This window comes from Paenibacillus sp. E222, assembly GCF_013401555.1.
Lineage (GTDB): Bacteria > Bacillota > Bacilli > Paenibacillales > Paenibacillaceae > Paenibacillus.
This window is the reverse complement of sequence record NZ_CP058552.1, coordinates 2,922,894-2,935,896: the sequence shown is the minus strand read 5'-3', so window position 1 is coordinate 2,935,896 and position 13,003 is coordinate 2,922,894. Positions and strand designations below refer to the sequence as shown.

Here is a 13,003-nt window from a genome sequence, read left to right as displayed (position 1 = left end):
GTGAGGTTCAAAGACGTTTTTTCCATTATCGGTCCAGCCATGGTTGGACCTTCAAGCTCCCACACCGCAGGAGCAGCTCGCATCGGACGCACGGCGCGACAATTATTCGGAGAATGTCCCTCCCATGCGGAGATTATCATGTTCGGTTCCTTTGCCGCTACCTATAAAGGACATGGAACAGACACCGCGATTGTTGGCGGCCTTCTCGATATGGACACCGATGATCCCGGATTGCCTGAAGCATTCGCTCACGCAGAAACCGCTGGGATGGAAATCATCATTCGTCCGGGTAAAGGTCTGTATCCACATCCGAACACAGCCGAGCTTGTTCTGACTAATGCCGCAGGAGAACGCACATTGGATATCGTAGGTACCTCCATTGGTGGAGGAAATATTGAGATTGTGCGCATCAACGGGTACAACCTGAAGCTGACTGCCCTCTATCCCACACTCATCATTCGTCACAGCGACGAGCCGGGTGTAATTGCAGTCGTCACAAGATTACTGGTGGACAATCACATCAATATTGGTCATATGTCGGTTGATCGAAAAAACCGGCGCGGCGAAGCGATGATGGTAATGGAGTGTGATGGCAGAATAGATCCTGCCGTGATCAAGGGGATTGAGTCCATCCCTGAAGTACAGGAGGTTAACCTGCTCTGTCTGTAGCTTCAGTTACAGATAACCAAGTACGAATTCGTCTGTACTGAATTTTAATAAAAGGAGCACACATCGATGAACTTCCGAACGTTAAAACAACTTGCCGAATTGGCAGAGAGCCGCGAGCTTTCCCTCGGCCAGCTTATGCTGGAGGAACAGTGTCAGGAGTCGGGCGAAGATATGGGCGTCGTGTTCGAGCAGATGCAGGAATACTATACTATTATGAAAAGCGCCGTCCATCAGGGGCTGCACACCGATACGACATCCAAAAGTGGACTCACCGGAGGCGATGCCCGGAAGTTGATGACATACCGTTCGGATGGACAGTCCTTGCTTGGTGATCATGCCAGCCTATCCATGAGTTACGCGCTGGCGGTGTCGGAGGTAAATGCTTCGATGGGACGGATCATAGCTACACCGACAGCGGGCTCCTGCGGTATTATCCCCGGCGTATTCATCAGCAGTCAGGAACGCTTCGGCTGGACGGATGAGCAGATGGTCTATGGTTTGTTTGCAGCCGGAGCGATCGGTTACGTCATAGCCAACAATTCGTTTATTTCCGGTGCGGAAGGGGGTTGTCAGGCCGAAGTGGGATCTGCGATAGGCATGGCAGCCGGGGCCTTGGTGGATATTCGGGGTGGCTCCCCTTCCCAAGCGATCCATGCCGTGGGGCTAGCCCTGAAAAATACGCTTGGCCTGATCTGTGACCCGGTAGCGGGACTTGTCGAGATTCCATGTATCGTTCGCAACGGCTTCGGCGCAATTACCGCTCTGGGAGCAGCAGATATGGCTCTTGCCGGAGTCCGCAGTATTATTCCTTCGGATGAAGTCGTTCAAGTCATGCTGGAAGTTGGATCGGCGATGCCGGAATCCTTACGAGAAACGGCAGGTGGCGGTCTCGCCCAAACCCCGACAGGACGCAAAATTACTAGAGATTTGCAGCATAAATAAAAAACAGGCATGTGGTTTACATGGAGGTAGAAGGAAGGCCCTCAAGGTAAATGCATGCCTGTTTATGTTTATAATTTCTCATTTTAATGTATAGCCCCCGAGATAGGTTTCCATCAGTTCATTAGAGAGCTGAATAGCTTCAGAACGATTCGTTGCGGGCATGGAGAGCATAAGCCCATCTTCGGAGCTCCAGCTTCTACTGCGCTGCTCTCCGCTTGAATCCTCCTCCGAAATGGCGATGGTGAGTTTGGTGAATGCACGATCTACGAATAGTGTTCCGTACACGAAGATATCCGTTTTCTCATTTTCATCAATGATGTATTCCATCAATCCGTATCCTTTATGAAAACGAATTTCGAGCCCCTTTTGATCTTCGGGTACAGGGAAAGACTCACCTTCAATATCAATAGTTCCTCTGAATATGTAATCACCCGAGGTCGTTAGATAACGCTTGCCATCCATGTTGATATGAACCTTTTGCTCCGGTTCCCTGTTGTCTTCTCCCAGCCGATATTTTACAGCCACACCATCAAGATGGATCGTTCTGGGCAGAAACAGAAGAACCACACTGATCACAATCATCAATATCCAGATGGCAAGCACGATCGAAATGATTTTTTTCTTCATGGCCCATCTCCTCAATTTATCGGTCTACAACTCTTGAAGATATACAGTCTCTTCCTGAACTTCATTCCATTGAATATGGACAGGGATGGGAAAGTCTTCATTTTCTCCCCTCCCTATCAAAGATGGCACATGAATTAATTACAAATTATAACATATAAACTACTCGCATAACTTTTTCAAAGTATTCCGTTTGTTCTTTATTCCGGCACTGAATCAGGCCTATGCTTACAGATGTTTCAAAACTCTCGACTGGAATTTGTACTACATATTGCCTAACAAAAAAAACCGGCCACCTCGTGACCGATTCAATCCGCTCCTGGGGGAGCGTTGGATATATGTGCGAATGAAAGAAATTATGATTGCTACTCCTTAATGATAGTCCAGAAGGCTCCTTCGGCTGTAACTGCTGATCGAACACAAAAAGCCAGCTTTTGCTTCATGTACCTATGAAATTGTCCGGTTACAACTTGTCCACCTGTAATAATGTTACTGGCTTCACCGTACAAGCTGGACTAATCTGCTCCTCAGTCAGTATGTTCAGTTTGATCAGGCTTTTCAGCTTATGACTGTCCACCTTGGATAGCAGTCGCCAGATGTCTGGATCAGGAAGAGATGCGTACAGCTTCTGATCATCATATTCCTTGCGGTGCTGAAGCACCGTTTTCACGGCGTATCCACCAACTTGCGTCTCATAGACGCCCTGCTCCTCACAATACCCGACAATCTCATCTCGTAACACAGATAGACGCTGTTCAATTTCTTTTTGCTGCTTTTTTAATTCAAAATAGGTTTGCACCTTCTGTTCCATACCCATCACGCTCCTCTATACATAGGTATGCAACGAAGGAGAGTTTAGGACAACTACAGCAGTTCATCATTTAAATATGAATTATTGCCAATAATCTTTTTAATCCGCTGCATCACACCCGGGCCCATAGGAACATTAGACACTCGCTTTAATAGAATCCAGCGCAAACAAGCCATCGCTTCAAAAATCTCCGCATCGTCTGGTGTGTATTCTGTCAGACTCTTGAATAGAGCACTGTACATCTTACCGTTTCGTTCCCCTGTATAAACAGTCATCAAAAAAATGGACCACGCCATATCGTACCTCGGATCACCGCGCTGCCCATTTGTCCAATCGATGATCGTATATTGATCACCTGCCTCCAGAACATTTCCCAGGTTATAATCACCATGGATCAAATGATCTTGCCTCAACTCAGTCCGTTGAAGAAGGGTCGTCAGAATCTGATGCATATCCTCATGCAGTTCAATGGAGGGAAAAAAATATCCAACGAAATCATATTGTGGTATGTAATTTGCAGCCGCGTTACCTGTATCCTTTACATCATAACCATGGACCTGAATTAACTTTTGAGCCAATTGCTCCAGCTTGATTTTGCTTAACTTGGCTATAGGCTCCCCGTCATAACTTGTCAACAGGACTTGATTAGAATTCACATCCACGCCCCAACCGTAGGGTTGGGAGACTTGTATTCCACTCTCGTATAGTTGAGATAATAGTTCATACTGGTTGCAAATATTGGGTTTGGAGTCCTTGTTCCATATCTTTAACACATAAGAGTGATCAACGCATTCTATCTTCACAACGTCCGCTTCCAAGCCTGGTGAGAGGGGAAGCATCTTGTATGGTTTTTCAAGCAGGCAGCGAATTTCTTCGCTCAACTCGACCCAGCGGATACTTTCCAGCGTTAACCTCATTTTGCCCAACCCTTCTCTGTGAAATTAGAATTTGGATCTTTCTGTCTCCTTTTCACTCTAGTTGTCAGGTGTAATAAGTCCTTTACCAATGAAATTCGCAGACACGGGCTTCTTGTCCAGTTCTCTGGACCATACCGATAATTGCCCCATATGGTGAATCTCATGAGCAATCACGTGACGCATCACTTCTCCCCACGATTCCTTGGCGACGGTGCTATCCAATTCGGGATCGATGCAAAGTCTCTTTTCCATGCTGGGGTCCCAGGTTAGAACAAATGCCTCCACATCAGGTCGCAGCTTGCGGTCGAATTGTCGTACCTCTTCCAGTGTTTTATAGTTATCAAAATTCTCCATACCATCCGGTTTGCCCTGCAATAATTGAAGCCAGCTCCACTCTACATCAATAATATGAAAAAACGTTTGCAATATATTGCCTACCCCGCCTGTTCGAGGCCGAAGCAGCTCTTCCAGCGGTACATCCTCACACCACTGAAACCATTGCTCACGCACGATCCAGTTATAACGAAAGAAAGATTCCATTTAGCCATTCTCCTTTTCTTTATCATGCTTTTTAAGTGTTTTGATCAGTTCCATATTGGCAAAAGTTTTGTCTGCATGTTCACGGTCTCCGTAAATCCCGCTAATCTGATCAAATCCCGATTTGGTCCAAAATCGTAATGCAGGCCAATTTTTGAGCGCCACATTGATTCTGATTTCCTTATAACCAAGTTCGGAAAACAATCGGGTTAACGCATGCATCATTTCTTGTCCATAACCCTGCTTCTGGATTTCACTATGGATATACAAAAATTCGAGATAAACCGAATCCTCCATGGGGTAGCCATGGTACAGGCTCAACACACCTATACTTTTGTTTTCCTCATTCATACGAATGGTCTGAATTCGATAGTTCTCCAGCTTTCCCCCAGGAGGAAGATTGCCTTCTTCAAAGCACGTTCTCACATAATCCGGCTCATGATCTCGTCCGTCCCATTCCTGTACATAGTTACTCGTATCAACAATGGATTGGATATCGAAAATCTCAGCTTCTTTCAAATCGGAAATGAAAAGTCGCTCTGAATTCCATGCCGTTGGAATCTGTTTCATATCATCATCCCCAATCTCTTCGTGCCTTCTATCATAACCCATGATATGGTAAAAATAAAAGAGCCGCGATTGTCGCAGCTCCCTACTCTTTTGGCTTCGTCATCCTCTTCTTTACATAGAGTAAAACGTGAATTCCAGCGTATATAAACAGGACATTAAACAGATAAAGAAGAGCATTCACATTTATAGTGGAAAGAAACCAGATTGTATCATCCGGTTTCTTATAATGATAATCAGTAAAGAACCGCAAAGGAAAACCATACTCTGTCCGTAAAGTCCCCTCCGTATAGGCTGTTCCTGGAATACAGATCACAGCTAACACGGCAATCCAAGCCGAAAGATTAAATATTCTTTTATTAAACGTCAATTCATCTCATCCATTCAGTATATTTTCGGTATCCACCACATTCGCAAACATGCTCAGAACCGAATTGTGATGTTCTATAATCTGTTCAGCCTGAAGAATGTTGGAATTCCATGTGCTGTGAGCATCACGAACCAAGGTTAGTGCATAGCCAAGGCTACTTGCTCTACGACAAGTCGTATCCACGCATATCTCCGTCTGCATGCCAGTCAGAATAAGATCCGTCACTCCGTTTTCTTGCAATTTCAGATTAAGATCTGTTTCGTGAAACGAATCCGGTGTTTGCTTTTCAATAACAAGGTCACCCGTGATTGGCGCAATGGACGGATGAATCGCCCAACCTGCCGTTCCACGCTCAAGGGGACTGCCTGCTCCTTCACTGTGCTGAATGTAGATAACGGAGTGACCTTTTTGCCGAGCCTTGGAAATGACGTGTTGTATTTTCTGAAGCAATACGTCCCCCTGATATACGGGATCTGATTCATCGAACATGGCTACCTGAACATCGATAACAAGAATTGCACAGTGGGTTGGCATCTTATATTCCTCCTGAAAAATAATATTAAATCAGCAATTGTATGACTACGTCTTTCGTTTTCGCACCGTTAACAAACCTTCCAATCCCAGATCGATCAACACAAATAGTATAGCAGCTAGAACGCCAAATAAGGTCAATACTATCGACTCTTTAAAATTTATAATTTCTTCTCCCGCGCCCATGAGCAAATAATAGATATACATACCTAAGACTCCAGCACATGCGTAACCCAGTATTCTCAAACTTAGATAAATGACATAATTTCCGAAACGAGATCTGCTCAACAGATAATCCACCAATAAGGATAACGGTAGCCCGATCAATGTGATCAGGGGAGTCGCATATACAAGATAAACAAGAATATAAAAATCAAAGCTGTAAGATTGATTCATGGATATTATACTTGCAATTAAAGTAAAACTAATGATGGTTAGAACGGTCGTCAGCAGCTTTCTTCCAATGTTCATCTCACCACTCCCGTAAGGTTATCCATATACAATGAATGTTCCTATGCGTCAGATTCTCCCGGTTGCCACCCGATTTCTTGGGACCATAGATGAGCTTTCTCTAATATGCTCCACACCATCGGTCCTTTGCCTTCCACGTATTTTGGCCGCTGGTCCTTGTATAATGCCATAAGCCTGTGCTTCTCTTCCGCATATTTCAATCGATCCGCTGGATGTTCCCTCAAATAATCTCTAAAAAGCAAGTTCATCTGCTCAGAGAAACTCCCAGCTTTCCTTACGTGTATATGTGTTCTCCTGCTTCCGGGTACTTCACGAAAATATCGCTTGGTTTTATCCGAATTTTCTTCTCTGAATATGAAACCGACCGCTTCAATTTCGTTTTTGTAGTTAAGCAAACCATCATAATCAGATACGGAAATTTGTATATCTATGATTGGCTTGGCATCCATGCCGAAGACGGAAGTTGATCCAACATGGTCAATCCGCACAACCTTTTCACCCAACGCCTCTCTTAATTTTATCCCGGTATCAAGGAACATGTGCCTCCAAGAAGGATCATACGTTGCAATTCTCCATTGATCTTCCATGCAGTCCTCCCTTAATTATCTAATCCAGCTATATAAGGAACAACAAGTCTTTCAATACTTTTGTCGCAATTTAAATTATTAAATCCACTAGACTACACCTGTCATCCGAAAACTAAAAATCATCATCATATATTTCTAGTTTTATTTGTTTCTTTAACTCAGTAATGTATTCGTATACATCATCAATATTTACTATACCTTTGACATTCCTCCTTAATAGATCATTGATAAAATTACTATCATTCTCTCTCAACCTTATATCTTTTAAGTAGTTATCATTATAGTCATTAATAAAATCTAATTTGTTCTTATAAAATCGAAATCGTTCCAAAACATAAATTTCCTTGAGATTAATGAATACAGCTAAAAAATCCTTGAGATTTCTGGCTACTAAAGTTACTTGATTACCCGATGCCATTGGCTGAATAAAAATAATAGGAGCTTTTTCCAGATCGCTAATTGATCCGTTAAACGTTAAAAAAGCAAAGTGATCACCATCTACCCCTGTTTTTCCAAATACGATGGCATCATCTGGGGTACAGTAGTACCTATCATCATCATTATTAAAACGAATATAAAAACCCACATAATCCTGTAAGGTTCTATCATGTCGTTCACGTAGTTCCTTATCTATTCGGACGATGTCTACTAATGATTCAGGCATTTCATATTTTATTTTCACGTTTAAACACCTCTTCCTGATATCATAACGATGTGCGAGTCTATCGAAGATTCTTTGATTATATTTAGGCAAGACCCACATCGCTATCATTACGCTTCTCTTTTTACAACTAATACCTTTCCTATTCTATATATTAACGCAAGTAAAAAAAGAGAAGGAACAAAAGTCCCTCCCCTTACCTTTTCAAAGATAATCACACTTAAATTTAGAAAACTCAGCCACAGAACCTTCGCCACTCGCGTATAGACCAATTAGCACCCCTGTAAATCCCCCGGCAACTTCTGAGGAAAGGTATTTCGTCTGCGCTGTCCCTAGGAGGTTGTCCTTGCCATCCGCATGAATCAGGAAGCTGTAGCGCTCATGGCTTGCCTGTATCATTAATGTGGCCTGGTGATCATTTCCCAATTCCACTTCATTTTCGACTGATTTGATATCCCCAATATTCAGACGCTCAATTACCTTATACACGCCCTGTTCTTTGCGAATGGCCAAGTCATAATGGTGCTGTTCATCCATGTAGATGGTGATGCCTGCCTCGCCGTTCGTAAGACTGACATCAACAGAGATGGTCGCGTCAAAGTCTTTTTGACGTAGGCCAATGAATGTCGGGGATGCTGGAACATCCAGTGTCACTTCGGTTCCTTTTAACTTTACGTTGCCTTGCTCTAACAAATAATTTTCTGTATTGGGATGACGAAGAAAACACCAGTCCAGATTCCAATCCGTGTTCTCAAACGTATAGCTTTTCTTCTCTTGTTGAATGACTATGTCGGAAATACGATCAGTGTCAAAACTCATAAGCGTTGTACCTTTATGTCCTGCCGTAAACCAGCCTTCCTCGTCAAAGGTAACTGGCGTAAGGAATACTTCCCGGCCCAGATGATGATAGGTTAGCCACTGTCCACTCTGACGGAATCCCAAATGGAAAATCCACCAGTTGCCTGCCTCGTCCTGAATCAGGTCGCCATGGCCAACCCCCTGCAGTTCATAACCACCTAGATTACGGTTGGTCAGAACAGGATTCTTGGCATAAGGCTCGAAAGGACCGGAAGGAGAATCTCCCCTCGCATATGTGACCATATGACCGTATTCGGTTCCGCCTTCAGATGCCATGAGGTAATAGTAACCATTCATTTTATACAAATGTGGGCTTTCCAGATAACGTCCGCCTGATCCTTGCCATACTGAGCGACTTGGGGTCTTTTTGTGACCTGTTTCAATGTCAATTTCACACTGAATGATTCCCCCAATTCCTTCATCGTCGGTTCCGTTGCTCATAAAGAAGGCCTTACCGTCTTCAAAATACAAATCCGGATCGATTCCCCCTTGATCCACCATAATCGGTTCTGACCACTCCCCGTATATATCATCAGTCCATATATAGAAATTCTGACGCGTGGTGTCGTTCGTCGTGGTCATATAGAATCGCCCGTTGTTGTATCGAATTGTAGGGGCGAAGACACCTCCCGAGCTGCTCACCGTTTCCAGATGAATCTGGCTTTTTCGGGTTAAACAGTGACCGATTTGCGTCCAGTTCAATAAATCTTTGCTTTCAAAAAGCGGGACACCCGGAAAATACTGAAAAGAACTGCACACCAGATAATAAGTGTCATTCACCTTGCAGATGCTTGGATCTGGATAAAACCCTTTAATGACCGGATTATTGTATTTCATTTGAGGCACCTCTTTTTCTCTAATTCACATATTTAAGAATCCAACTTCATAAGCAGATAAAAAAATTAAACACTATCGCAATCATTCTTTCAATGCGTTAGAGTTGAAGGGTCAAGTTAATTTCATTAAATTAATATATATATGATTTCAATAGATCGGGTTAGGAGATGGTTAAGGATGATCAAAGCGAACGGAGATCCAAAATTCATACCGTTATACGAAGCGCTGGCAAGCGAGGTTAGATGGAGAATCATGGATATGATTGCAGATAGCGAAATGAATGTGAAGGATATTGCGGCTGCGTTAGAACTTAGCCCCTCCATCGTCACGATGCACATACGAAAGCTTGAGCAAGCTGGACTGATCGATAGCCGTAGGATACGCCTGAATGGAGGCACGCACAAATTATGTTTCCTCAAACAAAATAACATCGAGATCGAACTGCCCTCCGCCAGTCGGACAGCAAGAATTAGAGAACAGACCATTTCAGTGGGGCACTATACTGCATTTGAAGTTCATCCTACCTGTGGTCTTGGGACGCACGAGAAAGAAATTGGAGTCTGGGACGACCCACGCTACTTTCTTGATCCTGAGCGGGTTCACGCTGCCATCCTCTGGTTCGGAAGAGGTTATGTCGAATACAAAACGCCTAACTATATGCTTCCTGATGAGACTGCTAGCGCCATTGAGATTTCAGTGGAACTGGCTTCTGAAGCCCCGGGTTTAAGAGATCATTGGCCATCCGATATCCGATTTACGTTTAACGGTATTTCGCTAGGAACGTGGACAAGCCCAGCTGACTTCGGAAGAGCTGCTCGAGGCAAATATACGCCAACATGGTGGCATCGTAATGTGAATCAATATGGATTATTAAAGACAATTCGTGTTGATAGCTCGGGTACGTATATGGATGGAGAGTGGATGTCAGACGTGAAGATTGAGGATACCCAACTGGAGCAACCCTTCTGGACACTTCGTTTCACGGTTGACGAGGAGGGGACTAACGTCGGGGGATTAACAATCTATGGTTCCGGGTTCGGCAATCATGACCAAGATATTGTCATACGCGTACAACGCTAATCTTTCTTTATGTAATAACGATTAATCCCGTTCTTCTCTTCAAACGCATTCCCTTGAATGAACGGGATACTGCTGTACGCAGTTAAAGAAGCTTTCTATATTCAACACCATGAACATGAATCAACACGTTCTGGGCTGCCAACCTTTCAAAAAAATCCAACATATCCCCAAAGGGATTTTCGAAATAGGCAATCAGGTGTTCATAATTTGCAGTGGATTTCAAATAGTTATAAAAAAAATAAGGGTCCATGTTACCCACATCATCTATACTGCCGAGGGAAACCTCCAACGTTTGCCCTGTTTCTGCATTCTCGAACATGCAATGCTCTCCATGAACATCGAAATGCCATTTTCCACTCAAATATTCTTCACCGTTTACTACTTCTTCATTGGATAGCAAGTAGTACGCTCCATTGATGATCTCTTCCTTTTCAGCCTGGCTGTTTTCCGAGATCAATTTGTCGATCAGTTCTTGTGCAATTCTTTTGTACGTGTCCATCGCTTCCAATAATGTATCTGTTATTTCTTTGGTTAAAGCGTGCATCTCTTGCCTCCTGCCTTCTTCTCACCCTTACTTGGTTCTTATATGCCTTACCATAGACCCATTTTCCAGTTCTTTTTCCAATAACAAATCCAGCAATCCATCAGGTACCAGCTTTACATCATCCATTGTTGTTGAAAAATAAGTGATCGGTTTCCAACATGCCTTATAGCGAATAGAACCTTCTAATCCAACAAATTCTTCCTGATTATATTGAGATTTATCTATAAATGATGCTTCATAGATAAAATCAATTTCATGACCTAATTCATCTTCTATTCCAAAAATATTTTCAATAACGGAAATTAATCGAGGCTCTTCGATCTCTTGATCCAACTCTTCTTTGAGCTCCCTGATCAGAGTTTTCTTACTGTTCTCACCGAACTCTATCGTTCCACCAATAGGCCTGTAGAAAGTAGTTGAAATATCCGGGAAGTTAATTTCCTGAACCAAAATGCGGTCTTCTTTCCTCAAAATAGCTAGTGAGACAGAACGAATATTCATTTTTTTCTCCTTAACCTATGTTTGTTTTTATTCCTTCGTACTAAATGTCTGAATATACTTTCTGGCATCGTCTCTGAATGTTTCCGTATAATGATCATTTGTATAATCTTTTAACACCTTTTGCCAGAACGCTATTGCAGGAGTATTACTCTCCATCTGAGCAAGTGCCCAATTGGCTTTGTATAACTCAAATATCTGCATCGCAGCAGCATATCCAACCCCACTTCTTCTAAACTTCTTCAGGATCATAAAGTCATAGATTACATGTGTAGGATCTGGATCGGTATCTAAATTTTCAAGTAGTACAATCACAAAGCCGGCTATAGTGCCAGAAATCATAATGAAATATGGCCTCCACCTTTTATCCCCTTCCCAAATGAAGTCAATATTCACATCGTATTTACCTTCTTGATTGATATCCTCGCTTGTATATTCGCTGAAATCATAATGGTACAGTTGATACAGATTCGATAACATACTTTTCTCTGCCAATGTTACTGGAGTGAGGTCTACTATCATACTGCCTCCCTATAGTTCTCTTTTAAATTCTGACTGCTTAGCATTGGTGCTCCAACAAATAGAGCTATTGACGGCTCGAACGCATCGCCTTTACATGTTTTAAACTACTATCGTTTAAGAACTCTTTATATGCTTCGGATTCAACGGCGTAGATCGCCACTTTTCCTTGTGAATTATGATGAATGCCCCAACCGTAACGTTTACCCAACGAAGAAGTACGAAGACAGGGTTGTCCCTTAGAGAAAAACTTGGTTCTCTCTATGGATCTTTTTTCGTCGGGTATATCATTGCGCTGTGCGAACACTTCAAACATGACATCCTCTTGCGTATATTGATAAGGGTGGTTTGCTATCATTTCATATTGTATAACTGGAACGGTTTTACTGCCGTTTTTGGCTTTGGGGATCTCTGCCACTTTAACAGGGCAATCTTCTGCTACTGCAATAAAAGTTTCATAATAGTTCATGTCTTTCATCTATACATCCTCCCATCAATTCAGAAAAAATATGGATACGAATATACGATCAAGCTTGATCCCGTTTTATAAATATTTCTTAAAAGCCTTGCTAGACTCCCCATCGTATCCTAACTTCGTGTAGAAGCCATGGGCCTCGTATCTGGATGAACCGCTGGTGAGAAACACTTTTATACAATTTTTCTGTATGCATACATCCTCTATATACTTCATAAGTTCAGATCCATATCCCTTGCTCTGCACATGCTCCGTAATGATAACCCGCTCAACCACGCCAAACGGTCTATTCTCCACCAATGCATCCAGACAAATATGTAAATGCGCAGTCCCAATAACCTGATCACCAACTTCGTAAACGAATAAGAAACTGTTGGGATTATTCCTTACTTCTTCTATCCGCTCTGCCAGTACCTTCGTATTCAGGTTGTTCGGTAATAATTCTTTGTACAACCTTTCAATAACCTCGACATCCCTTGCTTCGGCCTCTCTGATCATCAGGTTC

Annotated in this window: 18 protein-coding genes; 3 read left to right on the top strand and 15 right to left on the bottom strand. The window is 42.9% G+C overall.

The window, feature by feature from the left end; all coding sequences use genetic code 11:
* Positions 1 to 669 carry an L-serine ammonia-lyase, iron-sulfur-dependent subunit beta gene (sdaAB, locus tag HW560_RS13140; protein WP_090903859.1) on the top strand — a complete coding sequence of 223 codons (669 nt, stop codon included), beginning with the start codon at positions 1 to 3 and terminating at the stop codon, positions 667 to 669.
* Between the two features lie 66 nt (positions 670 to 735).
* Positions 736 to 1,611 carry an L-serine ammonia-lyase, iron-sulfur-dependent, subunit alpha gene (gene sdaAA / locus HW560_RS13135; RefSeq protein ID WP_109998997.1) on the top strand — a complete coding sequence of 292 codons (876 nt, stop codon included), beginning with the start codon at positions 736 to 738 and terminating at the stop codon, positions 1,609 to 1,611.
* Between the two features lie 78 nt (positions 1,612 to 1,689).
* Here sdaAA and HW560_RS13130 read toward each other — a convergent pair whose 3' ends face one another.
* The 10 genes from HW560_RS13130 to HW560_RS13085 form a co-directional block, all read right to left on the bottom strand.
* Entirely contained in the window at positions 1,690 to 2,238 is a 549-nt protein-coding gene (locus tag HW560_RS13130; protein WP_179263368.1) for a hypothetical protein, read from the bottom strand.
* Positions 2,239 to 2,698: 460 nt separating this feature from the next.
* The gene (locus HW560_RS13125) at positions 2,699 to 3,052 is read right to left on the bottom strand and encodes a hypothetical protein (protein WP_090903862.1); all 354 of its coding nucleotides are present in this window, start codon (positions 3,050 to 3,052) and stop codon (positions 2,699 to 2,701) included.
* 47 nt (positions 3,053 to 3,099) lie between these two features.
* Complete coding sequence (locus tag HW560_RS13120; protein ID WP_256222353.1) at positions 3,100 to 3,963, bottom strand: aminoglycoside phosphotransferase family protein; 864 nt, start codon at positions 3,961 to 3,963, stop codon at positions 3,100 to 3,102.
* 57 nt (positions 3,964 to 4,020) lie between these two features.
* A complete protein-coding gene (locus tag HW560_RS13115) occupies positions 4,021 to 4,503 on the bottom strand; it encodes a DinB family protein (RefSeq protein ID WP_179263366.1) in 483 nt (160 codons plus the stop codon).
* Positions 4,504 to 5,070 carry a GNAT family N-acetyltransferase gene (locus tag HW560_RS13110; RefSeq protein ID WP_179263364.1) on the bottom strand — a complete coding sequence of 189 codons (567 nt, stop codon included), beginning with the start codon at positions 5,068 to 5,070 and terminating at the stop codon, positions 4,504 to 4,506.
* Between the two features lie 373 nt (positions 5,071 to 5,443).
* Positions 5,444 to 5,971, bottom strand: coding sequence for a cysteine hydrolase family protein (locus HW560_RS13105; protein WP_179263362.1), 528 nt, complete (start codon positions 5,969 to 5,971; stop codon positions 5,444 to 5,446).
* Between the two features lie 45 nt (positions 5,972 to 6,016).
* Positions 6,017 to 6,439, bottom strand: coding sequence for a hypothetical protein (locus tag HW560_RS13100; protein WP_090903867.1), 423 nt, complete (start codon positions 6,437 to 6,439; stop codon positions 6,017 to 6,019).
* A 41-nt stretch (positions 6,440 to 6,480) separates the two neighbouring features.
* On the bottom strand, positions 6,481 to 7,026 hold the full coding sequence (locus HW560_RS13095; protein WP_090903868.1) for a GrpB family protein: 546 nt from the start codon (positions 7,024 to 7,026) through the stop codon (positions 6,481 to 6,483).
* A gap of 112 nt (positions 7,027 to 7,138) precedes the next feature.
* Entirely contained in the window at positions 7,139 to 7,708 is a 570-nt protein-coding gene (locus tag HW560_RS13090) for a hypothetical protein (protein WP_179263355.1), read from the bottom strand.
* Between the two features lie 183 nt (positions 7,709 to 7,891).
* Entirely contained in the window at positions 7,892 to 9,382 is a 1,491-nt protein-coding gene (locus HW560_RS13085; RefSeq protein WP_179263353.1) for a glycoside hydrolase family 43 protein, read from the bottom strand.
* A gap of 177 nt (positions 9,383 to 9,559) precedes the next feature.
* Here HW560_RS13085 and HW560_RS13080 point away from each other — a divergent pair, with 177 nt between their 5' ends.
* A complete protein-coding gene (locus HW560_RS13080) occupies positions 9,560 to 10,462 on the top strand; it encodes an ArsR/SmtB family transcription factor (RefSeq protein ID WP_179263351.1) in 903 nt (300 codons plus the stop codon).
* Between the two features lie 82 nt (positions 10,463 to 10,544).
* Here the strand turns inward: HW560_RS13080 and HW560_RS13075 are convergent, their stop codons facing one another.
* The 5 genes from HW560_RS13075 to HW560_RS13055 form a co-directional block, all read right to left on the bottom strand.
* Complete coding sequence (locus tag HW560_RS13075; protein WP_179263350.1) at positions 10,545 to 11,006, bottom strand: DUF6896 domain-containing protein; 462 nt, start codon at positions 11,004 to 11,006, stop codon at positions 10,545 to 10,547.
* 27 nt (positions 11,007 to 11,033) lie between these two features.
* Positions 11,034 to 11,507: an NUDIX hydrolase gene (locus HW560_RS13070; protein WP_090903873.1), complete on the bottom strand. Its 474-nt coding sequence runs from the start codon at positions 11,505 to 11,507 to the stop codon at positions 11,034 to 11,036.
* A gap of 27 nt (positions 11,508 to 11,534) precedes the next feature.
* On the bottom strand, positions 11,535 to 12,026 hold the full coding sequence (locus HW560_RS13065; protein ID WP_090903874.1) for a GNAT family N-acetyltransferase: 492 nt from the start codon (positions 12,024 to 12,026) through the stop codon (positions 11,535 to 11,537).
* A 64-nt stretch (positions 12,027 to 12,090) separates the two neighbouring features.
* Complete coding sequence (locus HW560_RS13060; protein WP_179263348.1) at positions 12,091 to 12,501, bottom strand: DUF6157 family protein; 411 nt, start codon at positions 12,499 to 12,501, stop codon at positions 12,091 to 12,093.
* A gap of 66 nt (positions 12,502 to 12,567) precedes the next feature.
* Entirely contained in the window at positions 12,568 to 12,996 is a 429-nt protein-coding gene (locus tag HW560_RS13055; protein ID WP_179263346.1) for a GNAT family N-acetyltransferase, read from the bottom strand.
* Positions 12,997 to 13,003: the final 7 nt, after the last annotated feature.